The organism is Lysinibacillus sp. GbtcB16, from assembly GCF_019091145.1.
Classification (GTDB): domain Bacteria; phylum Bacillota; class Bacilli; order Bacillales_A; family Planococcaceae; genus Lysinibacillus; species Lysinibacillus fusiformis.
In genome coordinates this window covers 1,912,596-1,935,856 of the sequence record NZ_JAGXJV010000001.1, presented here as the reverse complement: position 1 = coordinate 1,935,856, position 23,261 = coordinate 1,912,596, and the positions used below count along the sequence as shown (strand labels likewise).

Sequence of the window (23,261 nt, the reverse complement as noted above, 5' to 3'; positions counted from 1 at the left end):
TGTTTTAATGACAACACTCATAGAGAAAGCAGTATTACTCTAAAAAGAGCTTCTCCAGACAGTCCTTGAACTTTTTTACAAGCTCTACTGTGCGTTTTACCAGATTGAAACTCGATCCTCTGGAGCTATATACATGCCATCTCCAGGTTTAATTCCATAGGTATCATAGAATTCCTGGAAGTTTACAATCGTGCGGTTTACTCGAACTTTATTGGCTGAATGTACATCGTTTTTGCTCAGCATTGCCGCAAATTCTTTTGTTGTTGTGGATTTCCACATTTCTGCATTACTTTCGAAATATGCTTTATAGTCTGGATTACTCATTTGTGATACAACTTGCAGTGAAGCGGCCATTCCACCTAAATCAGCGCCATTTTCGCTTAATGTAAGCTGACCGTCATTGAAAACACCAGGGATAATTTCAATGGCATTATAAAACTCAATCAGTTTCTGGTTTTTCTCTTCGAACTTTTTAAAGTCCTCTTCTGTCCACCAGTTATTGGCATTGCCATTTTCGTCGTATGCAGATCCGTTGTTATCAAATGCATGGCTGATTTCATGGCCAATAATCATGCCAATGGCACCATAATTTTCTTCAGGTTTAGCATTTATATCATAGAAAGGTGCTTGAAGAATACCAGCAGGGAACGTAATTTCATTATTAAGAGCGTTGTAAAAAGCATTTACCGTATATACGCTCGTTACCCATTGCGTTCTATCTACCGGTTTATCTAGCTTGGCTTTCGTGTTATCAATATAAGCTTTCGTTACTGTGAAGGTATTAGAGAATAGCGAACCACCTTCGTCATATGTTTTGATCGCTACTTTGTCTAATGTCGTATCCCATTTGTCCGGATAACCGATTTTAACAATCATCGTATCCAGTTTTTTAATGGCTTTAGCTTTTGTTGTTTCTGACATCCAATCAAGAGATTTGATTCTTTCCTCATACGTAGCAATTAACTGATCTACCATTTGTTCTACATCTTCTTTAGCCTTTGGGGAAAAATGTTGTTTGGCATACATTTGCTCCAAATAGCCGCTCATTGTGCTAGTTGTCTTAGCTACTGCGATTTCTTGATCTGTTTTTTCTCCTGTAACTCCGTATAATGTTGCGGCAAACTCATTAGCAGCATCTCCGAATTCATCTGACAATAGACCGCCAGTTGCCATAAGAAGTTGTACTTTAGAGTAGGCTTTAAGCACATTAAGATTAGTGTCAGTTAAGAGCTCTGCGCCTTTTTGTGCCAGCTTCACATCAAATACGATTACTTTATCAACACTGTCAACTTTCATCGACTTCAAAACTTGTTTCATATCTACGGTTTTGAACATGTCATCGAATTGTTCGATTGAATATGGATTATAGTATTTAGTAACGTCGCCTTGTTCATGAGGATCAAGGGATACGGAAGCTAAGGCTTTTTCCATTTCGTAAATTTTCTCGGCAAGTGCTATTGCAGTAGACTCTTTCTCGCCTGACACGACTAAAAGCTTAGTCATATATTGAATATAGGCCTTTTTCGCATTAGCGTCTGCACTTACAAAACTGTTCTTATCTAAACCAGTAGCTAATCCAGTGTAATACAGAGCATTTTTACTGCTATTCTTTGCATCGTTCATGATGGCAAAGCCAAATAGTGAGCTTAGACCCAATTCTTTCTCTAGGGTAAGATCTGCTTGCACAAGATCATCAAGGGTTGTAGCATCGTCAATTGCCTTTACATATTTTTGAATAGGCTCAATCCCTTGTTTATTTCTATTGCTTGTATCCAATGCCGTCGAATAGAAGTCGGCAATCTTCTGTTCTTTCGTTCCTTCTGCAAATTGTTTGCCAGAAAGCTCAGTAATTATTTTTTCTATTTTATCTGTATTCTGTTTTTGAAGCTCAGGAAAACCACCGCCCATGATTTCTCCTACTGGAATTGTCGATTTATTTAACCATTTTTTATTGATTGCTTCATAAAAATCGTCATGTAAGTGGGAGCCTTTAAGTGTCCATATTCTGGCGATCAGATTTTGGAACTCATCAATCGTAATAGGGTCATTTGCGCCTAATTTGCCGTCAGGGTTGCCCGTCAGTACGCCTGCTTTAGTCAGATTATCGATATCTTTTTTAGCCCAAGTAGGTACATCAGTGTACTTAACTCCAAATGTGCCACTGCGAAGATCATTGCCAACAGGCTCTGGTAATTCGCCGAACGCTCTGCTCAACATAACTAAAGCTTCAACTTTCTTGGCTGGCTCATTTTCTCGTAAATCCTTGTTTTTTGAGCCTTGTATAATCGCTTCTTTATTTAGTCCTGATTGATATGCATCTGCTGCTACCAATAAGGTTTTAACCAGCTCTCCTCTTGTCGCTGGTGGGGATTTTTCATCGGCATACACCGCTACACTTACTGATAGGACCATTGTAATGGCCATGAGTAAGGATAAAAACTTCTTTTTCATTTTCGTGCTCCTTCATAGTGAATTTGTATAAATAAAGGTAATTGGGTAGATTTTAGAATTTCTACCATTTTTCCATTGTAGTTGATTTTTTTTTGTTTGAAAATATGTTAGGAGCTTTTTCATTTCAAGAGAGCATTATCTAGCTAATTTTGCGCAAATAGAGCGGAGAAAGTTCACCTCCTATTGAAAATCTTACTATAAGAGCGAATGATAAGGTTCAAATAATAATGCACTGAGATATATCGATGAAATAAATTGTTAAGATTTTATTTTATACGAATAGTAATAATTCTATGCTCAGTTGAAGGTTTCATGTACTTCTAAATGGGTAGTATTACAGTGTTTGTTTACCAAAGAGGCATTATAGAGAAATTTGCATGAAAAAATCCATTTGACGTTTCGTACTATTTTTCGTATTATATGGAGGAAAAGAATGCCCGGACTTAAACGGGAGAGGTTCATAGCTGATACCCTCTATAAAAAACTATGGAAACATGACACTATGCCATGTCCATATTGGACGTGGCTTTTTTTATGTTTAGACGTATGTTTGAATAGATGAATGGGTGAAGCCTCTCTTGAAAAGTGTTGGGAAACATTTAACAAGGAGGTTTTTTTATGTCTGGTCGAAGCCATGAAGAAGGACTAAAGGATTTAACATTATTAGGTAATCAAGGAACGAAATATTCATTTGAGTATGCCCCTGAGGTATTGGAGGCAGTGGATAATCTTCATTCCAATCGGGATTATTTCGTCAAGTTTAATTGTCCTGAGTTCACTAGTTTATGCCCGCTTACCAATCAGCCTGATTTTGCAACGATGTACATTTCGTACATTCCGGACAAAAAAATTGTTGAAAGTAAATCACTAAAGTTGTACTTATTCAGCTTTAGAAATCACGGTGATTTCCATGAGGATTGCGTTAATATCATTATGAATGACTTAATTACATTACTAGACCCACGATATATCGAGGTTTGGGGGAAATTTACTCCACGTGGGGGGATTTCAATTGATCCGTGGTGTAACTATGGGAAGTCAGGAACTAAATACGAGGAAATCGCAAGTTATCGTTTAATGAACCACGATCTTAATCCGGAAAAAATTGATAATCGATAAATGAAAATTGGTAAGTCCAATTAAAAAAGAGGTTTTTAGCTACCCTCTTAAAAAAACTAAGGGGAAGGCAGCACTTTTTCTTAGAGTGCTGTTTTTTCAATCAAAGGGAGTTTTTATGGATGAAACAGGAAAAAGCAATTGTTGTATTTAGTGGAGGTCAGGACAGTACAACTTGTTTGTTCTGGGCAAAAGAACGTTTTGCAGAGATTGAGGCAGTCACTTTTGATTATGGTCAAAGACATCGTCTAGAAATTGATTGTGCGAAGCTGATAGCAGAGGAGCTCGGTATCAAACACCATATTCTTGATATGTCTCTCCTAAATCAGCTCGCTCCGAATGCATTAACACGACAAGACATTAAGGTGGAAGACGGTGAAAATGGTGAGCTTCCATCGACGTTTGTACCTGGACGGAATCTTCTTTTTCTTTCATTCGCGGGCGTTTTAGCGAGCCAGGTAGGAGCTAAACATATCGTAACTGGTGTGTGCGAAACGGATTTTAGCGGATATCCGGATTGCCGAGACGTTTTTATTAAGTCTTTGAATGTAACGTTAAATTTATCGATGGATCATTCCTTTGTAATTGATACACCGCTGATGTGGCTGAATAAAGCACAGACATGGGAGCTTGCTGATCAGTTTGGGGCACTAGAATTTGTTCGGGAGAGAACATTGACTTGCTATATCGGTGTAATAGCAGATGGTTGTGGGGGATGCCCAGCTTGTATACTGCGAAAAAAAGGGCTTGATGAGTATTTAAGCAATAGGAAGGAGTTTTAGACATGTTAGATTTTAAAATTGTCGATAAGCTCCAAAAAATTGGTGAAGATATTCAGAGCAATCAATTGAACTATCATGCTAAGCGTGTACTTGTAAGCAAAGAATTTACCTTCGATGCTGCTCATCATTTACATCAATATGAGGGGAAATGCAAAAATTTACACGGCCATACGTATCGTGTCGTATTGGGACTGAGTGGATATACAGATGAACGTGGCTTGATGATTGATTTTGGCGATATTAAAAAAATATGGAAACAAAAAATCGACATTCATTTGGATCATCGTTATTTAAACGAAACGCTTCCACCTATGAATACGACAGCAGAAAATATCGTTGTTTGGATATACGAAAAATTGGTAGAGGCCTTGCATGAAGAACAAAGAGAAAACGGTGCGTGCGTAGAGTTTATCAGGCTTTATGAAACTCCGACAAGCTATGCAGAAGCAAGACGGGAGTGGATGGAGCTTGAGTAAGGTACCTGTTATCGAGATATTTGGACCGACAATTCAAGGTGAAGGAATGGTAGTTGGCCAAAAGACCATGTTTGTAAGGACGGCGGGCTGTGATTATTCCTGTTCTTGGTGTGATTCTGCATTTACTTGGAACGGGAGCGGAAAACATCTTATCGTTCAAATGACAGCGGAAGAGATTTGGTCTGAGTTGAAGCGCCTAGGAGGTCATGGCTTTTCGTTTGTTACGATTTCAGGGGGTAATCCTGCCCTTTATCCCAATTTAGAAGCACTAATTGCCATTTTAAAAGAAAACGACATAAAGATCGGAGTGGAAACACAGGGCAGTAGGTGGCAAAACTGGATGTCTGACATTGATGAATTGACAATTTCACCAAAGCCACCTAGTTCAGGAATGACCACTGACCATTCGGTGCTCGCTGATATTTTAGACAAACTTAAAAGGCAAAATAGCAAGCACAATATTTCACTCAAAATAGTCGTTTTTAATCAACTAGATTACGATTTTGCCAAACAAATTCATCATCTATTTCCAATGATTCCTTTTTATCTGCAAGTCGGAAATGATAATCTCACAACGATTGACAATTCACGATTAATAAACGATTTATTAGAAAAATATCATGCATTGATTGATAAAGTGATGAAAGATGATGAATTAAAAGATGTCAAAGTATTGCCACAGCTACATGCCCTTGTATGGGGAAATAAAAGAGGTGTATAGTGTGCCAATACAAAATGTCCATACATGTATTGGAGGAGTAGTAGGTTGAGAATTTTATTTTATTTATTATCGATTGTCATCGCTAATGTGGTAACGGCGGCATTTGCGCCATTGCAGTTTGGGATGTTCATTGTTCCAATGGGAACACTTTTAATTGGGGCGACCTTTATTTTTCGGGACCTTGTGCAAAATAAATATGGACGAGCAAAGACGTATATATTTATTAGTGCAGCTTTAATTTTATCAGCAGTCGTGTCATTCATACTGGGGGATACACTTTTAATTGTGGTAGCATCGGCTGTCTCATTTGTTGTCGCTGAAACAGCTGATACTGAAATCTATACTCGACTGAAATTACCAATGGCTTGGCGAGTGTTATACAGTGGAATCGTTGGCGGCTTTCTAGATTCTGCAATTTTCGTTGTCCTTGGTTTAAGTCCACTTGGAGCTAATATATTACCCTGGGAAGCAGTACCAGCCGCTATTTTAGGACAAATTATTGTGAAGACAATTATACAAATGTTCGGTGCCTTAATTCTTGGTCAAGTGGGAACAATAAAAGAAAAACGTCTTATTTCGGGCTGATTTTTTGTAGTAGAGGGCTACTCGCGTCTTATCAGAAAAGTGAGTAGCCTGCATTGAGTAAGTTATATGACATTGATTTTTCCATTTTTATACCAAATCCAACTCAAGTATGCTATGATTTTCTTTATAGAAAGAAAAGATAGGGGGATTTTTGGTTTTGAATAAATATAATAGTGCAGATATTATTTTTAGTTTATTTTCTATTTTAGGACTGCTATTTTACATAATTCCGATTGTTTTTATTATTTGGTTTGCTATTAGTACGACTAAGCAACTTAAAAGACAAACAAAATTATTAGAAGAAATTAAAGAAAGTATAAAAAAATAACAAGAAACTATCAAGGGACTTGAAGTCGAAATCACTGCAAGTCCTTTAGTTATGCTTGTCAACACGTAGTAAAATGTACTGTCCTAAAAAATATAACAAAAAACAGGTACTCTTATGAGACCTGTATTTTTTAAGAATGGTAATCGCTATGAACTAGGGGATGGAATAAAGGGTTTAGTCACATTAGTGTTCATAGCGATTCCCCCCTTACAAGACATATCATTTACTTATTTTGTAAATTTTATACCATGCAACTAAGATTATTATGGCTGTACATAGACTATCGCTCTCCATTTTTGTTTAGTACAAACATGGTAACTATGCATACCGCACTTATAGGTAGTTTGTTAAAAAATTGTAGAGGTTGATATAATATTCTATGGATGAACACGCATACTAACAAAAAACTAGGTACTCCACAAAGAGAGCACCTAGTTTTTATTATGAAAAAAGGAAGGGTCACTTGGGATGGAGTAACCCTAGTAACAATTCGGAGGTGTAAGGCTAATTTAGCTTTACACTATTAAGTATATGTTAGGTACGCTATCGTTAAATAGTTAATTGCCTGAAAGATCATAAAAAGAAACTCCTGAATAGTTTCGGTTATAAATTGAAACTATACGGATAGAAATGGTAACATGGAAATAACTTTAGGTAGAGGGGGAGAAGGCTTGTGAAAAAAAGATCTATACGTTTTTTAAGCATGGGCATTGGATTCTCCACGGCTGTTTTTTTCTAGAATAGTTGATGAAGGGATAAGTCTGTCCTTTTTTAGAAAAAAACCTAAAGGAGATTCAACATGAAATCAAAACTAGTGCGTAAAAATCCAATGCAGGCACCTCAACCTGTCGGGAAATATAGTCATGTCACAATTATTCCAAAAGATGCGACAATGTATGCTTTTTCAGGTCAAATTGGTTTGGACCAAGATGATCAATTACCACAGACATTATGGGAACAAATTATAAATACTTTTCAACATTTTGAAACAATTTTAGCTTCAGAGGAAATGGATGCCACTCACGTTGTAAAGGTCAATATTTGGGCTACGGAGGAAATAGATTGGGATCATTTCTACGAGCAATGGGAAGGTATGTTTGGCGAATCCTATCCTTCCATGACCATAGCCTACGTATCGGCACTAGGTTTACCAGAAATTAAAATAGAGCTTGAAATTTGGGCGGCTAAATAACATGATGCTTCGTAATTATCGTTTATCACCTTAAACGTTTATTTTTACGAGGATGATTGGAACGAAGGGCGGCGGTCCCGTTTGCGGAAAGTGTCCACCAGTAGTGACAATCACTTGCTTAACTTTATCATTGTACAATTTAAAGACGACAATATCAGTTGAATATTGTCGTCTTTTTTCGCCATTGCCACCATTATCGGAACATTTTTTTTAATTGCTTCATTTCATAATTTAAATCGTCAATTTGTTTTTGCAGTTTATCCATATCATTATTTTTACTTTCGTTTTCCTTTAACTCATCTTCCAAAGCAAGACCTGCTGCAATGGTCGCTAGCGCATCACCTAGTGTGGTGATGGCTCCCGCTATAACAGCCAGCTTAGCTGCTTGACTCACTGATTCAGTTCCTTCACTATTCCGATAGCCTTTGTTATTTTTCATAAAATCCTCCCTGCAAAAAAGGGTATTATTTACATAGTATGCATGCTGTAAGAGACAGGTGCAGAACAACAAAGATGAATAGCAGCCAAAAAAAGGTCACTTATTGAAAAATAAGTGACCAAATAAAATGGGGATGTGTATCTTGCTGAAGATATGAGCAAAGATGGAAAGCGAGTAGGGTACATTACCAATATATGACGTTTCACTTTAGGTTAATAGGTATATATCCTTGGCTAAGAATCTTTTCTTTTTCTTAGGGGAGGGACTGTCCAATAGGTCCCCATTCGCCACAGCCACTCCATTGGTCCGAAGCGGAAATAGTGTAGCCATAGCTTACTACAAATCAATTGGAAAACATAAATACCTAGACAAATCCATAGTGACTCAATGTATCGAAGTTGCCCGATTAGTTGGAATGTATGACCAATGATTAAAATGAGTGCTGTCTGCCCTAAATAATTTGTTAAAGCCATGCGTCCATAAGCCTTTAATGGTGATAATAGTTGTTGGAATAGTGCACTCTGTAGACATAGGATAATGGCTCCCATGTAAAACGCTGAAACAAACGGACTAAACTGTAATCCAATTAACGCAAATTGCTCCATATTCGTTATATGCTCTTCCAGCTGAATTTTGGATAATTGATCGATATTCACATTGGCTGTAGGGACATACTGCCATTGATACAACCAGCTACCTATGCTAACAAGGAACATGACAATTGTCGCTAGCAGGATTTTTTTTCGATGTAGTTGGATATTTTCAAATAGGCGATATTGGCCAGCAGCTAAACCTAGTAAAATTAGTGGGAAAGGCATGAGGATTTTCATTCCAAAATAAGCTGTAAGGGCTAATAGGATGAGCCCAATTAATAAATTAATTTCTTTCCGCACTTTATAAAATGGTAAAGCTAAAAAGCCAAAGATGGCATAGACAGTTAAAGCTTCTCCTGGTTGAAAAAAGAAATGAATAATACCCATTAGTAATAAGATCAGAAGTCTGCGACTAAATAAAACATAGGCTCTATCGTTTCTAGCCATTGCACGGGAAAGAAAAAGATAAAATCCGATTCCAAATAAAAATGAAAATATAATGAAAAATTTACCTTCTATAAAAAGTGTGAGAAATTGACTATAGGCAATATCACTAGCTAATTGAGGTGGTGCAATCCACATCAATGCAGGTATATTCACTAAAATAATACCAAGTAAGGCAAATCCTCTTAAGTAATCTAATGTATCAATACGTTTGTTATTGTCGGTTGGTTGCAATGTTATCTCCTCCTTACAACCAAGTATAAAGACATTTCCTAAAAATTAGTAACGATGAATGTTACGTGAATCTTACAAAATCGTCATATTGGAATTAGCTGTCCAGAGGGTATGTCGCTAATATGGTTTGCGCATGTTTCCGCAAAAGCTGAATTAATTCAGTGGGTTCTTGGACAATCGCATCTGGACCTAGGCGATAAAAAAAGGAGCTAATAAAGTGAATCTCTCCTTGATCAATCATCATATCGATATAGCCAGTTCCATTACTATTAGTAACCAATGCCTGTTCAAAGTTGGGCTCACTTCTACACTGTCTTACACCTTCTCTTGTTAATTCAACATGTAAGCGTATTGGCTGCTGAGGTTCATGGGGACTCTCTAGCCATTGTTGTAAATGAACAGTTGTCTTATAGCCTTTATCGCTTACATGCATTGAATGAATGCGATCGACTCGAAATAGAAGGGTTTTTTCTGTTTGTAAATGAATGGCAGGCATATACCATAGGCCGTCATGCGCATACACCCCAATAGGATGGACATGCTTAGTGGTGATGCCTGATTTTGATTCATATTGAATGTCTAATTGTGAATGGTTAATAATCGCTTCTAATACATCTGATAATAGTGGTGTAGATATAGAGCGTTTAGGGTTCCAAAAGGCCATATAGGATTGCAAACTATCTACCTTTTTTTGAACATCCTTCTGCAAGGATTCATATAGTTTTTGTGACACAGACTTCATTTCCGTATTAAAAGGTAAATCACGATAATAGTGCAACGATTGGAACGCAAAGAAAATAGCGACCGCTTCTTCCTCTGTAAATAAAAGAGGGGGAAGTATTGCACTTGAAAGCACAGTATATCCTCCATTTCTTCCTTGCTCCGCATAAATTGGTAGCCCCATATCACTTAAATCTAACAGATAGCGATGTACAGTTCGTACCGAAATGTTGAAGGCATCGGCAATTTCCTGAGCTGTAAATTGCTTTTTAGCGCTGACAAATAACAAAATATCAATTAATCGTTTAGCTTTGGACATATTTTTTCACCTTTTTTATTTAATCATGTCAATAGTTGTCATGTTTTTTGTTTAGTATAGACGTTGTACAGAAGATTTTCAAAAGAAGAGGAGCTGACATAATGTCACGAGAAATAGTGGTATTTATCGGAATAAGTTTAGATGGGTTTATAGCGAAAGAAAATGATGATTTACAGTGGCTGGAAGAAACAGAGGGAGAAGGGGATAATGGCTATACGGATATGTATCAAACCATTGATACCGTTATAATGGGAAAACGAACATATGATTATATCTTGGAACATATTGATACATTCCCATATCCTGATAAGAAATGTTATGTGTTCAGCAAATCTCAAACGGGAAAAGATGAGCATGTGGAGTTTGTTCAAGGGGATGTGGTGGCGTTTACTAAGAAATTAAAACAACAACCAGGCGCAAAAATTTGGATGGTTGGTGGTGCTGATATATTGGATGCTTTTTTACAGGAGCAGTTGGTTGATGAATGGATCATCACTATTACCCCACATTTATTAGGGTCAGGTATTCCATTATTTAAACAGCCCCGACCTTTTGAAGATTTAAAACTGCTTGAGACAAAGCGATACGGTCAAATGGTTCAAATGCATTACAAGGTGAAGAAAGAAGTGTAAGATACTATGGATTAAAAGGAAAGGATAGATGATGAAAATCTATCCTTTTTTTCATGGATCATTTATATAAATGTAAGAAGTCTTATGTAGCCATTCACCTTACGCTAAACCGACAAGACAAAGGAGCGGTAAATATCACCCATGATTCCTTGCATTTGATGAACACCTGAATCCGTGTTAGACATTATAACAAAGCCTTTTTCTAAATAGGGGTAAGCAACTAGCATGCACTGATAGCCAACACCCCAGCCTAATGAGGAAATTTCAACCTGATCACCAAGGCCATCTAGAAATACGCCAAGCCCTACAGATTAATTACAACCTTGTGCATGCATGAGTTGATGCATGGTAGGAGCTGTCAGACCTAGTTTTCCTTTTCCTTTAAATGTTTGCATCATATCAATTAACAACTTAGCCAAATCCGAGGGTGTCGTCCAAATGCCACATGCTGCATCATAAGGATACAACGGGTGGCTTGGTATCGTTCTAGTGCCATCCCTATGGTGGCCACTTGCAGTATGAGCTACTGGGAGTGAAGATGAAAAAAAGCTATGATGCATGGCTAAAGGTTGAAAAATTAGGTCGTCCATGAGAGAGGAAAATGGTGTGTTTGTGACGTCCTCAATAAGCAATTGAATGATGCAATACCCTGCATCAGAATAATGAAATTTTTGATTAGGTTCAAGTGTGCTAACAATTGGACTCTGGCAATAAGGCGTTGAACCTTGTAATAAATCCTTCATAGATAGCCATTGAGCCAAACAATGTAGGGGAGGAAAGCTATCTGCTGGATCAACAATACCAGATTGATGACTTAATAAGCTCCGTATTGTTACCTTTTTTGTCCGAGTATGCTCACTCTCTAGCAGCTTCCAAGAGAGAAGATTACGATTAATATCCTCATCTAAGTCGATTTTTCCTTGCTCTGCTAGCTTTAGCACTAAAATGCTTGTCAATAATTTACTCATCGAACAGGCATTAAAAATGGTTTCCTCATTTACATAATCGAATGATCCAATTTCTAAAACTCCAAGGCATTCAGTTCTTTGAATCTCTCCATGTTCAATAAAAGCAAGACTAAGCCCTGTAATTTGCTTCTGCACCATATGGTCATAAATTGTCAGCAAATAATATGCACTCCTAGTTTTTCTTGTATTATATAGGGGAATCTATGTTCTTATTTATAGTGAGCGTACATGAACAATCATGGAGGGGCTCTGTGCATGAAATTCATGTTTTTGCCATGTACCATATAGGTGTACCAATTCAAAGCCATTTTGCTGTAATAGTCTCGTCATTTCCAGTGGGTATGTATAGCGCAGTAAAATGAAATCCTCATAGGTTTTTCCACCTTGTTGATAGACGGCATGGCACGTTAAAATTTGCGTGACAGGGTTATATTCCTCACGATGGAAGGTGATTCGTTGTTCACCATTGCTAGTGACCGTTTGTTCCTCATATTCATCAATGACTGAAAGCTCACTTAAAATTGTATTTCTTGTATCGAAAAGAAACTCGCCACCTGGCTGTAAATGCTTTTTAACAGATTGCAATAAGGCATTTTGACTGTCATTCGTTAAAAAATGTTGAAAGGAATTGCCGGTCATATACATAAATTTTGTGGTGATAGGCAATTGTAGCTGTGTACAATCTTGTACGATAAATTGCACTTCTACATTTTGTTTTTGTGCTTTTTCGATAGCATGCTGAATCATCCCTTCATGAAGGTCTATCCCAAAGACAGGAATTCCATGAGTTGCTAATGGAATAGCAATTCGGCCAGTGCCACAGGCTAATTCAATAATGGGGTCTTTTTTCGTACCAAGATAGCGTTGAATATAGTGAAGGTCGTCTTGATAGTTGGCATAGAGAGCGTCATAATCGGATGGATTATTATAAGTCTGTAAATTATTTTCGAAATTGTGTGGCTTCATCTTGTCCTCCTATTTTCTATTATGAAGGTTATTGTATAATAAAGGGAAAAATTCTACAAAGATACATGAGAGGTGTTGCTACAATGGCAATGGAAATTCCGCAAAAAATACATATTATTGGCTCTGTTGGTAGTGGGAAAACGACATTAGCACGATCATTATCCAAAACTCTTCAGCTTCCTTTTCATGAATTAGACAATGTTGTTTGGATTCGCAAACCATCAGGGGATATGAGAAGGACGGAGCAAGAAAGGCAGGAATATCTACAAAGTATTATCCAAACGGATGGGTGGATTATTGAAGGAATTCATCAAGAGGAATGGGTGACACAAAGCTTCCAGCAAGCGGATTGTATCATCTTTTTGGATACGCCTTATAAAATTCGTACTGCTCGAATTATTAAGAGATTTTTAAAACAAAAAATAGGGATTGAAAAAGCCCATTATGAGCCAACCTTTTCGATTTTTTTTAAAATGTTTAGATGGAATAAACGTTTTGAGGAGGTGGGGAAGCCTAATTTTTTTAACAATCAGGAAGACATAGTAGATAAACTAGTAGTCGTTCGGCATAAAAAGGATGTAGAAAATTATTTTCGTCAGTTTCAACCAATAAAAAGCGTATCCCGATGAATGGATACGCTTCTTGTTTAGGCATTTTTCTTCGTGCGTGTTGTACGCTTTCTTGTCGTAGGCTTTTTCGTTTTATCTAAGGATGCCTGTAGCGCTGTCATTAAATCTGTGACATTGTCAGGAACTGGTCGTTGCTGATCACTCGTGGCTACCATATTGGTTGCTTTTTTCTCTTCGATTAATTCCAGCAATGCATTGCGGTAGTCATCAGTATATTTCTCTGGGTTAAATGTAGTGGTTAATTGATCGACAAGCATTAGAGCTGTCTCTAATTCCTTTGGTACAACGTCTTGCTCGCTTGGAACATTCGGGACATCACCCACACTTCGTACTTCATCAGGATAATGAATGGTCTCCATCACGAGGGCATTTTGATACACTCGCACGACCGCAAGCTGCTCCTTTGAACGAATAATGATTTTAGCAATGCCAATTTTACCTGACTGCTCTAACGTTTTGCGCAATAACGAATAGGCTTTAGCACCAGTAGAATCAGGGGATAGGAAATAGGTGCGTTCAAAATATATCGGGTCGATTTCCGTTAATTGTACAAAATCGATAATTTCTACGGCTTTCTCTTCATTTTCTTTTCGTAGGCTCTCTAAATCATCTTGATCCAGTACGACAAATTTATTTTTTGTATATTCATATGCTTTTACAATATCCTCATCTTTTACTTCCTGATTGCAGCCCTCGCAAACCTTTTTATAGCTAATTGGTGTATGGCATTCCTTATGGAGCTGACGCAGCTTAATATCTTTATTTTCCGTAGCGGCATGAAGCTTTACTGGGATATTGACAAGTCCAAAGGAAATGCTTCCTTTCCATACTGTATGCATATAATTGTCACCTCGTTTTTCTTACTATGATATATTTTGCAGTTTTTTATGTATCGTAAATCGAAATCGTCAAACACTGTAGATAAAAAGCAAGGTAGGTATTGTGTCATGAAACCAATGCTTTTAACGGAAGCAAATGAAATTCCATTAGGGGATGACTGGCTTTATGAAACGAAATATGATGGCTTTCGATGCCTCTTACTATGGGATGAACAACCGATGCTTATTAGTAGAAATGGACGCAATTTAAATCATTCGTTCCCGGAAATTATAGAGTATTGTCACCAAATATATGCCTCAATAAAAGCATTTTTACCACTCACCTTTGATGGGGAGCTAGTGTATTTAAGCAATGCATATAAAAGTGAATTTTCAGTTGTTCAACAAAGAGGGAGAATGCAAAATCAAGATGTCATTGCCAAGCATGCACAAGCTTTCCCGATGCGGCTTCTAGTGTTTGATGTTTTAACGTTGAAAGGGGAAGCATTCAGCAATCGTTATTTAAAAACTCGTAAAGAGCAATTGGCGAAGCTAGCAGCAAAGGTAAAGCTTCCAAATGTAGATTATGAAGACAGAAGAGCCATACAAATGGTGCAGGCAAGTGAGGAAAGTAAAATTTTATGGCAGGCCATCAAGGTCTACAATGGGGAAGGGATGGTGGCAAAGAAAAGAACAAGTAAATGGCTGGATAACACACGTTCAAGCCATTGGTTGAAAATTAAAAACTGGCGTTATGTGACGGTTATTGTGACGCAATATGATCATAGTAATGGTTATTTTCAAGGTTCGATTTATGACGAAGGACATTTACGAGAGGTCGTTACATTTAAACATGGCATGAAGGAGGAAGAGCATCAAACCCTCGTTGCTTTTTTCCAGGCTCAAGGGCAACGTATGAAAGAATTATGGGAGCTAGAGCCCTCTATATGTGTGGATATTGCCTGCATAGATTTTGATGGTAGTAAGCTCCGCGAGCCAAAATTTCATGCCTTTCGATTGGAATTATCACCAGATAGTTGTCAATGGCAGCATATGCAGCGTCAGCTGTTTCCTATTCCTGAAACAGTTCCCATTACACATTCCGACAAACCGGTATGGCCAGAAATAGGTGTGACAAAGGATCATTATTTATCGTACCTACAAAGTGTTTCGCCATACTTGTTACCATTTCTTCTAGATCGACCATTAACAGTAATACGCTATCCACATGGTGTGCCAGGGGAAAGCTTTTATCAAAAGAGTAGACCAGATAAACTACCTAACTTTGTAGCCACAGCGATGATGGATGAGATTGATTATATTGTCTGTAATAATCTTGAAACATTGTTATGGCTGGGCAATCAATTGGCATTAGAATTACACATTCCATTCCAAACACGACAAACCATGTATCCGACAGAGATTGTCTTTGATTTAGATCCTCCTACAACGGACCATTTTTCTTTTGCGATTGCAGGTGCACTAGATTTAAAAAAAATTATTGATTACTTTCAGCTACAATCATTTGTCAAAACTTCGGGCGGGAAAGGCTTACAGCTCTATATCCCGTTACCCGCAAACAAATTTACCTATGAGGAAGTTCGTGTCTTTACTGAATTTGTTTGTCGTTTTTTATGCCAGCAAAAGCCACATCTATACACGATTGAGCGCTTAAAAAAGAATCGTCATAATAAATTATATTTAGACTATGTCCAGCATGCTGAAGGCAAGACAATTATTGCCCCATATTCCACTCGTGGAAATGAATTAGGCTTAGTTGCAACGCCACTTCATTGGGAAGAGGTAAATGATGACTTAAAACCTTCTTACTTTACGATTCCTGCTGTTATGGAGCGCATGAAGAAAATCACTAATCCCTTTAAATACTTTCGAGAAGTAGGAGAACAACAGGATTTTCAAGCGGTTTTAGAGCGTATGAAAGAATAAATGCTCTATTTTGAAAGCGTATTTTCATCCATATTAAAAAAGGAGATGCTTGAGACATCTCCTTTTACGATTAAAGTGGTACCTGTGCTTTCACTTTTTCTAAATAATCCAATATTCCCATCGATGACACAATCGTATCGAAAGGGATGGTTTGATAGACGGGGTGATCTGGCGGTATATCATTTGCTTGTAAATAGCTAAATAAAAGCTTTTTTAAGCGAGCATCTAAATAGTGAACTTGTTCCTGAAACTGGCTGGATGCTGCTTGTGCTTTACGGCCTTCTTCTAAGAAGAGAGGTGTCCAATAGCGTACTTGACGGTATGCCTCAGGTGGATTTTTATAAGCCCCATAATGACCAAAATATAATTCACTTGCCTGTAGCTTTTCGTACAATTGAATGGAGTTTTCCATCGTTTCAGGATTGTACTGGTTTGGGGAAGTGGAAGGTATGATTAAATCAATTGCTTCACCGTCCATTTCTGGGTAACGTACACCCGTTGTATCCCCCACAAAAAGGCCGTTAGTAGCGGAATAAAGCATAGAAACATGATGCTTTGCATGACCTTCTGTATGATAAAACGTTAAATGATGCTGTCCTAAATGGAGTTGTTGTTCATGGCTTACTTCAATAATTCGTGCTGCATCAATGGGCACAATCGGATCAAAAAGACGGTCAAATTCGGTCCCATACACTCCTTTCGCGCTGGAAATAAGCCTGCTCGGATCAATCATATGTGCCGACCCTCTAGGGTGAACGACTAATTTTGCATGAGGACAGTTTTGTAAAAATAAGCCTGCTCCACCAGCATGGTCCAAATGGATATGTGTCACAATGACATAATGAATATCCTCTAAAGCAATATTTAATTCCTTCAATCCTTCCATGATGTAAGGAACGGATGGACTAGCAGACGTTTCGATTAAGGTTATTTTTTCATCAATTAATAGGTAGGAGCTTGTTCGCTGTTCCCTATTTAAATCATGTGTATCAATACAATAAAAATTTGCGGCGATTTGTTGGACTCTACTCAAATGAATTTCCCCCTTTAATTTCGAAAATGTGAAACATATGCTCTAAAAGTCAAATTTTAGCTACAAAAAGTAGTAGTTATACTATATAATAATAGAAAATTAAACTGAATGTCCATTCATTTTTAGGGGGAGCGTTATGGAGAACAAAATTCGTTATGATACAAGGAAGGTGCACCGAGTTAATTTGGCAATAATATCGATTTTAGCCATTCTTATTTGTGGACCTATGATCCTATCAAAAGGAATACTATTTTTATTTGTCGGACTAGCTGTCATCGCTTTAGCAGTGTGTAATTATTTCTTGCCGATTCAAACATATGTGAAGGGATTTATCTTTGGTCTTATTCCTTCAAGCGTAGTGTTTACTTTATTTTTACTAGATAGTTTTTCATTGAATAAGCATTATATTTTGCTGTGCACCATTGCTATTATCGCCCTTTATTTTAAGAAGGAATTAATCGTGTTTTTTGGAATACTGACTAATGTTAGTTTTTTCATTTTATATATGGTCAACTCGTCATCTTTGTTAGGGCCGTTTGACGACATCATTGTTTTCGTCACACTTCTAGCAATTATGAACGGTGTCATTATTGCTTTTTTCTTATTAGCTAAATGGGGCAATGAGCTAATTAAACATGCAGAAATTCAGCAAAATGAAGTCCAAGCTTCCTTCAATCAATTACAAAATACATTTCGGGAAATAGAGAAAAGTAGCCAGGCATTGGACGAGCATGTGACACAATTCCAACAAACTATGCAAAGTATTTCAGGCTCTAGTAAACAAATATTGGTAGCGACTGAGGATATTTCTGCAAGTATTCAGCAAGAGGCTTCTAGCTTACATATGATTCATGGCACTATGAGTGATTCTGTTCATTTTGTAAATGAAACTTTGACGATTTCCAAAGACACAGTGGTGAAATCTACTGAACTTCAGCAAGAGGTTTTAGCAGGATGGGCTAAAATGCAAGACGCAATGGCTCAAATGGGCGTGATGAGTCATGCGATGAGTTCAACCGCAGAAACCGTCAACGAGCTTCAAAATAGTTTACAAACAGTGGATAGCTTGTTGCAGGGGATCACACATATTGCACAGCAGACAAATTTATTGGCACTCAATGCAGCCATTGAAGCGGCTAGGGCTGGGGAGCATGGGAAGGGGTTTGCTATTGTAGCGGAAGAGGTGCGAAAGCTAGCTGAGGAAAGTGCAGCCATTACAGTCAATATTACGAATGTGACGAAAACCTTATTTGAGAAATCGACGGAGGCTCATCAACGTTCTGATGATGGTGAAAAAGCATTGAAGCACGGGGAACAGCTTTTACAGGATGTCAGTCATTTCTTTAATATTTTAAAGGATTCATTTACGCAAACGAACACAGATTTGACGAGAGGTATGCACGAATTAAGCAGTGCCATCTCACAGTTTGAGGCAATTCAAATGCAAATTGAAAGACTGAATAGAATGACAGAGCAAAATGCTTCATCAACAGGTGATATATTGCTTTCTGTGGAGGACGAAAATCAGCTCCTAGTGAAGATGACGGATACGACAAATCGCATTCAGGCTTTAAGTGATACATTAAAATCATTGGTCATGGCAAAGATTTGAGGGAAATATTGAAATTGAAATAATTGGTAGGGTAAAATAACAGTATGATTAAACATCTCAGATCGAGGGTATAGTGTTGTTATTCATCTGAGATATCCGAATGACAATTTAAACTCATATACATTGGTAGTGTGTTTTCTATAATGCTGACCAATTAAAAGGTGAAGTCGAAGGGGAGGAAGGATACCATGATTATTCGTAGTTTACAGAGTGCAGATTATTATACGTTATCGCCAGTGATTAATGAGTGGTGGGGCGGAAGGAATATGTCAGATAAACTGCCTAAATTATTTTTCGATCACTTTACGAAAACAAGCCTGATTATGGAAAAGGATGGCGAGATTATTGGTTTTCTTGTCGGCTTTTTATCGCAATCCAACACAAATGAAGCGTTCATTCATTTTGTAGGGGTTCACCCTGATTATAGAAAACAGAATATTGCAAAAAGGTTGTATGATGTATTTTTCCATGTGGTGAAACAGTATCATCGTAATATCGTTAAGTGTGTGACATCACCTATAAACGAAGTGTCCATTGCCTTCCACACAAATATGGGGTTCAGAATGGAGAAGGGTGACAAGGTGATGGATAATATGTCTATCCATAGTGATTATGGCGGCGAAAATCAAGACCGTGTGTTATTTTATAAAATTCTACCGTAATTTACGGTACTAAACTTGCATATAGTCCCGAATAAGGGGGCTATAAATGTTTATCAAAAAACTATTTACCTTATGGTTTCTTCTTTCCATCATCGTTTGTGGTGGCTTTTTCTTTTTTGCCAATGTGCCTATTCAATATGCGGAGAAATCAAATGTTTCTCTAGCGCAACCTACTAACGATGAATTATTAGGTTATATGCAGCACTACCAATTTCTAATGAGTGATATTGCTATGGCCCTGCAAAAAGAATTTTATATCTTTTATGTAGATTATGGTGTACTGCCGAATGGAAAAATAGAGCTCCTTGTATCAATACCTGAAAAAATAGATCAGTTGTCCAAACAAAAAATAGAGGAAATGATGCTTCAATGTATTCAAAAAAATGATTTTAATCCAATATCGTTTCAAATAACAATTAAAAATCTTTATGATCCTGTGACCATGAACTCGACCAGACTTAGCTATAATGATGTTATGGCTCATTTATTTGAAGCGATGACCGCACAACAAGTTGGTTCCTTTAGCATCGACTACACGATTACATCAGAAATTGTCCACATCATCATCAATTTAACAGAAGAGAAAGATGATGTGATACAAAAGAAAGCTCGACAAGTAGCCGAAGATATCATCAAGCTTCATCAACTTGATGTACAGCAATTCCATATAGAAATACAAAATAAAATGTTTGCGTACGATAAATGAATAAAGAAATACCAGATTTCGAGCGCTCATTTTTAAATGCGGAGCAGACCATTATGGTTTTGCTCTTTTTTTGTAGAAAGAAAGGGGAAAAAGAATGAGTAAAGTCCAAGATACTATTGCCATCATAACAGGCGCAAGTAATCCAAGAGATATAGGAACTGCCATTTGTAGAAAATTAGCGGCCGAAGGTGTACATATTTTTTTCACTCATTGGCAAGCAGACCAAAATTGGATAGACAAGTTTAAAGAGGAGATTTCTAGTGAGGGGGTCTCTTGTGAAGACTTAGCCATTGATTTATCTAATCCACTGGCGGCACAAACTATTCTGCAGACAGTCGTTGAAAAATTAGGTGTACCTTCTATATTAGTCAATAATGCGGCCCATTCTACACAGGATGGCTATTTATTGTTAGATGCTCAAATACTAGATCAACATTATGCAGTAAATATGAGATCAACATTCCTTCTTTCAGTTGAATTTGCCCGTCTTTATCAAAATGCACAATTAAAGTCAGGGAGAATCATTAATATGACGTCTGGACAGGATTTAGGTCCCATGGTTGGGGAGCTAGCCTATGTTGCAACAAAAGGGGCCATTTCCTCGTTTACAAGAACATTAGCACAAGAATTAGCTCCTATAGGAATTACTGTGAATGCAGTCAATCCTGGGCCAACCGATTCGACTTGGATGAATGATGAAATTAGAACATATTTGTTACCAAAATTTCCGATGGGACGTATAGGATCACCAGAAGATGTGGCAAAAGTGATTAGTTTTCTTGCGAGTGAAGAAGCAAAATGGTTGACAGGGCAAATCATCCATTCAGAGGGTGGATTTTTCAGAGGATAGTAAGTTGGAAAAAATTTTGTACGAGGAGCCAAACAAGTTGATAAATGAAATAAAAGACCTAGTGATGGAGTCAAGTGAGGATGAAGTGAAGTCATTATTATTCCAGATATTACTTAGAATGAGTACGGAACAGAACGATGAAGATCTAGTAAAAGACCTGAAATCAACTTATAGTAATTTTCTTGGCTATAAAAAAGAGCAAAAAAAATCGGAAGATGCAAAAGATATTAAGGTAGTTCACGTTGTTTTCGGTGATTCTCCTTCAGGTAGTTTGAAAAACGCTCTTAGTGATATGAAGGTACTAGATGAAGAAAAGATCATCCATTTTTCGGATAAGTTTTCAGTAGGTCCCTTATGGAAATTAGAAGAAGATACGGGACTTGCACTAAGATATAAATGGTTAATGAATCATCTCAATCTGGACGAAGAGTATGTATGTAACTATCAGCAAGTTTTTAAAGAATCTCTTTTTAAGATCAAGTCTATTCCTGAACACGTAAAAATTTTTATTTGGGTTGGTGAGAACTCTGATGAACAAACGGCCTTACGATATGTCCTTTATTTACTGAAAGGAAGAACAAACAATATTATTTTAATTCATACAACTAATTTAGCAGATACTCCTATCCATACAGGTGAAATTGAACCAGATCAGTTAAAGCGGATATATGAGGAGAATAGAACATGTCTGCCTTTAACGCAAGAGGAACGAAAAAATTACGAACATGACTGGTTAACATTATCTAATAGCAAAGGGAATCTCAGAGTTTGGGAGAATAATTCTTTATACCAAGTGGCTGATGATTATTACGATGACTATATTTTACAAACGGCAAAAAAATTACAGCTTGACCGTCGGTTTATTAAATCAGCTAGACTAATAGGGGAGGTTATTGGTAATTTAAATCAAAGTATTGGAGATTCATACGTTGAATATCGATTGATACATTTAATCTTCAAAGGGGTTTTTGAAATGGAGGGAGTGCCAAAAGCGATGAGGTATTACAGTGTGAAACTTCGTGAGGTTTAATAAACAGATACCCTAAGAGGTTGAGCTACTATAAAAAAGAGAGGGGGTGTTTAGGGTGACTGTATCATTTGAAAAAGTAAGGAATTCTGTGGAAAATACATTTCATACCCTTGATTGTACAGGAGCTGCTCTCATTTTATTTCACAATAATGAGATGCAAGTGGAACAATATTGGGGGAGACAGTCAAATAAGGAAAATGCACGTTCTATTCAAGCTGATACAAAGTTTCATCTTGCTTCTTGTCGTAAAAGTTATATAGCGTTTGCTGTGGCGTTTGCAATCTTTCATGGTTATATTCAGTCTATAGATGATGAGATTTCTCTCTATCTAGCACCTGAGCAACAAAAGGAAGTTTTCAAAGGGATTACTATTCGCCATTTAGTAACGCACTCACATGGTCTTGCCTATATAAATGGGGAAGATATCCGAACTTTTGCTTCAGGCACAAATTGGGCTTACCGCGGTAGAAATATTGAGTTAATGCAGCGATAATTTTAGGATATACAACGGTCACACTTCTCGTCATTCCGAGTGAAAAAATCGTAGCAGTTAGAGCCTTTAATAGTTTTGGATCTCCGGAGGGGTATGATTACTTAGCGGATGTACGAAGTTTTGGTGATTCGATTATGGTAGAGGTCACATTTTCACCTGAAAGTTAATAGTAAAGTGGCGACCAATGACATTATCTGACTTGCTTTAAATGTATTTACTAAATGAATAAAGAAATGCCGGGTTTCGAGCGTTTATTTTTAAATGTGGAGCAGACCATTATGGTTTTGCTCTTTTTTTGTAGAAAGAAAGGGAAAAATGGGATTGAGATTACATTGAATCCCAGACTAATCATAACAAATGATAAACTTTTACTTGTAATCCTCGGTAACACAGCTGACCAAAATAAAATTCCTGCAACTAACAAAATCAAAATACCCCAAATACCCCAAATACCCCAAATACCCCAAATACCCCAAATACCCCAAATACCCCAAATACCCCAAATACCCCAAATA

24 protein-coding genes, 1 pseudogene and 1 riboswitch are annotated in these 23,261 nt (G+C 37.3%); of the genes and pseudogenes, 16 read left to right on the top strand and 9 right to left on the bottom strand.

Annotated features, from left to right (window positions below; all coding sequences use genetic code 11):
• Positions 1 to 96: 96 nt before the first annotated feature.
• Complete coding sequence (locus KVT27_RS09735) at positions 97 to 2,451, bottom strand: M13-type metalloendopeptidase (RefSeq protein WP_217581222.1); 2,355 nt, start codon at positions 2,449 to 2,451, stop codon at positions 97 to 99.
• Positions 2,452 to 2,898: 447 nt separating this feature from the next.
• Positions 2,899 to 2,945, top strand: a riboswitch (PreQ1 riboswitch).
• Between the two features lie 124 nt (positions 2,946 to 3,069).
• Between KVT27_RS09735 and queF the strand changes: the two genes are divergently transcribed.
• The 7 genes from queF to KVT27_RS09700 all read left to right on the top strand — a co-directional run bounded on the left by queF (position 3,070) and on the right by KVT27_RS09700 (position 7,651).
• Positions 3,070 to 3,570 (top strand): preQ(1) synthase, encoded by a 501-nt coding sequence (gene queF / locus KVT27_RS09730; RefSeq protein ID WP_036225748.1) that lies wholly within the window; start codon positions 3,070 to 3,072, stop codon positions 3,568 to 3,570.
• 119 nt (positions 3,571 to 3,689) lie between these two features.
• A complete protein-coding gene (gene queC / locus KVT27_RS09725; protein WP_217581221.1) occupies positions 3,690 to 4,349 on the top strand; it encodes a 7-cyano-7-deazaguanine synthase QueC in 660 nt (219 codons plus the stop codon).
• A 2-nt stretch (positions 4,350 to 4,351) separates the two neighbouring features.
• Positions 4,352 to 4,825 carry a 6-carboxytetrahydropterin synthase QueD gene (gene queD, locus KVT27_RS09720; RefSeq protein ID WP_036126320.1) on the top strand — a complete coding sequence of 158 codons (474 nt, stop codon included), beginning with the start codon at positions 4,352 to 4,354 and terminating at the stop codon, positions 4,823 to 4,825.
• A complete protein-coding gene (gene queE, locus KVT27_RS09715) occupies positions 4,818 to 5,546 on the top strand; it encodes a 7-carboxy-7-deazaguanine synthase QueE (protein WP_036126318.1) in 729 nt (242 codons plus the stop codon). The genes queD and queE overlap by 8 nt, the downstream gene beginning before the upstream one ends.
• 45 nt (positions 5,547 to 5,591) lie before the next feature.
• A complete protein-coding gene (locus KVT27_RS09710) occupies positions 5,592 to 6,131 on the top strand; it encodes a VUT family protein (RefSeq protein ID WP_217581220.1) in 540 nt (179 codons plus the stop codon).
• A 157-nt stretch (positions 6,132 to 6,288) separates the two neighbouring features.
• On the top strand, positions 6,289 to 6,459 hold the full coding sequence (locus KVT27_RS09705; protein WP_162482993.1) for a hypothetical protein: 171 nt from the start codon (positions 6,289 to 6,291) through the stop codon (positions 6,457 to 6,459).
• 799 nt (positions 6,460 to 7,258) lie between these two features.
• On the top strand, positions 7,259 to 7,651 hold the full coding sequence (locus tag KVT27_RS09700) for a RidA family protein (RefSeq protein ID WP_217581219.1): 393 nt from the start codon (positions 7,259 to 7,261) through the stop codon (positions 7,649 to 7,651).
• 193 nt (positions 7,652 to 7,844) lie between these two features.
• On the opposite strand, the gene KVT27_RS09695 is transcribed toward KVT27_RS09700, so the two are convergent.
• From KVT27_RS09695 to KVT27_RS09685, 3 genes are all read right to left on the bottom strand, one after another.
• Positions 7,845 to 8,090, bottom strand: a complete 246-nt coding sequence (locus KVT27_RS09695; RefSeq protein ID WP_036148621.1) for a hypothetical protein — start codon at positions 8,088 to 8,090, stop codon at positions 7,845 to 7,847.
• Between the two features lie 233 nt (positions 8,091 to 8,323).
• Complete coding sequence (locus KVT27_RS09690) at positions 8,324 to 9,361, bottom strand: DUF418 domain-containing protein (RefSeq protein WP_150907350.1); 1,038 nt, start codon at positions 9,359 to 9,361, stop codon at positions 8,324 to 8,326.
• 94 nt (positions 9,362 to 9,455) lie between these two features.
• A complete protein-coding gene (locus KVT27_RS09685; RefSeq protein WP_217581218.1) occupies positions 9,456 to 10,400 on the bottom strand; it encodes a helix-turn-helix transcriptional regulator in 945 nt (314 codons plus the stop codon).
• Positions 10,401 to 10,501: 101 nt separating this feature from the next.
• On the opposite strand from KVT27_RS09685, the gene KVT27_RS09680 reads away from it, so the two are divergent.
• Complete coding sequence (locus KVT27_RS09680; protein WP_036148616.1) at positions 10,502 to 11,032, top strand: dihydrofolate reductase family protein; 531 nt, start codon at positions 10,502 to 10,504, stop codon at positions 11,030 to 11,032.
• Between the two features lie 311 nt (positions 11,033 to 11,343).
• Here KVT27_RS09680 and KVT27_RS09675 read toward each other — a convergent pair whose 3' ends face one another.
• Positions 11,344 to 12,159, bottom strand: coding sequence for a serine hydrolase domain-containing protein (locus KVT27_RS09675; RefSeq protein ID WP_309140227.1), 816 nt, complete (start codon positions 12,157 to 12,159; stop codon positions 11,344 to 11,346).
• A gap of 54 nt (positions 12,160 to 12,213) precedes the next feature.
• The gene (locus KVT27_RS09670; protein ID WP_217581217.1) at positions 12,214 to 12,966 is read right to left on the bottom strand and encodes a class I SAM-dependent methyltransferase; all 753 of its coding nucleotides are present in this window, start codon (positions 12,964 to 12,966) and stop codon (positions 12,214 to 12,216) included.
• Between the two features lie 83 nt (positions 12,967 to 13,049).
• On the opposite strand from KVT27_RS09670, the gene KVT27_RS09665 reads away from it, so the two are divergent.
• Positions 13,050 to 13,595 carry an AAA family ATPase gene (locus KVT27_RS09665; protein ID WP_036148613.1) on the top strand — a complete coding sequence of 182 codons (546 nt, stop codon included), beginning with the start codon at positions 13,050 to 13,052 and terminating at the stop codon, positions 13,593 to 13,595.
• Positions 13,596 to 13,612: 17 nt separating this feature from the next.
• On the opposite strand, the gene ku is transcribed toward KVT27_RS09665, so the two are convergent.
• The gene (gene ku, locus KVT27_RS09660; RefSeq protein ID WP_008177468.1) at positions 13,613 to 14,434 is read right to left on the bottom strand and encodes a non-homologous end joining protein Ku; all 822 of its coding nucleotides are present in this window, start codon (positions 14,432 to 14,434) and stop codon (positions 13,613 to 13,615) included.
• A 108-nt stretch (positions 14,435 to 14,542) separates the two neighbouring features.
• On the opposite strand from ku, the gene KVT27_RS09655 reads away from it, so the two are divergent.
• Positions 14,543 to 16,360 carry a DNA ligase D gene (locus KVT27_RS09655; RefSeq protein ID WP_217581216.1) on the top strand — a complete coding sequence of 606 codons (1,818 nt, stop codon included), beginning with the start codon at positions 14,543 to 14,545 and terminating at the stop codon, positions 16,358 to 16,360.
• 70 nt (positions 16,361 to 16,430) lie between these two features.
• On the opposite strand, the gene KVT27_RS09650 is transcribed toward KVT27_RS09655, so the two are convergent.
• Positions 16,431 to 17,393 carry an MBL fold metallo-hydrolase gene (locus KVT27_RS09650; protein WP_036148610.1) on the bottom strand — a complete coding sequence of 321 codons (963 nt, stop codon included), beginning with the start codon at positions 17,391 to 17,393 and terminating at the stop codon, positions 16,431 to 16,433.
• Positions 17,394 to 17,529: 136 nt separating this feature from the next.
• On the opposite strand from KVT27_RS09650, the gene KVT27_RS09645 reads away from it, so the two are divergent.
• The 6 genes from KVT27_RS09645 (at position 17,530) to KVT27_RS26670 (ending at position 22,746) form a co-directional block, all read left to right on the top strand.
• Positions 17,530 to 19,005 carry a methyl-accepting chemotaxis protein gene (locus KVT27_RS09645; RefSeq protein ID WP_217581215.1) on the top strand — a complete coding sequence of 492 codons (1,476 nt, stop codon included), beginning with the start codon at positions 17,530 to 17,532 and terminating at the stop codon, positions 19,003 to 19,005.
• Positions 19,006 to 19,193: 188 nt separating this feature from the next.
• Positions 19,194 to 19,667 (top strand): GNAT family N-acetyltransferase, encoded by a 474-nt coding sequence (locus KVT27_RS09640; RefSeq protein WP_217581214.1) that lies wholly within the window; start codon positions 19,194 to 19,196, stop codon positions 19,665 to 19,667.
• A gap of 46 nt (positions 19,668 to 19,713) precedes the next feature.
• Positions 19,714 to 20,373 (top strand): hypothetical protein, encoded by a 660-nt coding sequence (locus KVT27_RS09635; RefSeq protein ID WP_036148604.1) that lies wholly within the window; start codon positions 19,714 to 19,716, stop codon positions 20,371 to 20,373.
• Between the two features lie 94 nt (positions 20,374 to 20,467).
• Positions 20,468 to 21,223, top strand: a complete 756-nt coding sequence (locus tag KVT27_RS09630) for an SDR family oxidoreductase (RefSeq protein WP_217581213.1) — start codon at positions 20,468 to 20,470, stop codon at positions 21,221 to 21,223.
• 37 nt (positions 21,224 to 21,260) lie between these two features.
• Positions 21,261 to 22,253 (top strand): DUF1835 domain-containing protein, encoded by a 993-nt coding sequence (locus tag KVT27_RS09625; protein WP_217581212.1) that lies wholly within the window; start codon positions 21,261 to 21,263, stop codon positions 22,251 to 22,253.
• Between the two features lie 55 nt (positions 22,254 to 22,308).
• A complete protein-coding gene (locus tag KVT27_RS26670) occupies positions 22,309 to 22,746 on the top strand; it encodes a serine hydrolase (protein WP_309140226.1) in 438 nt (145 codons plus the stop codon).
• Between the two features lie 217 nt (positions 22,747 to 22,963).
• Here the strand turns inward: KVT27_RS26670 and KVT27_RS09615 are convergent.
• A pseudogene (locus KVT27_RS09615) lies at positions 22,964 to 23,261 on the bottom strand (hypothetical protein); the annotation flags it as partial.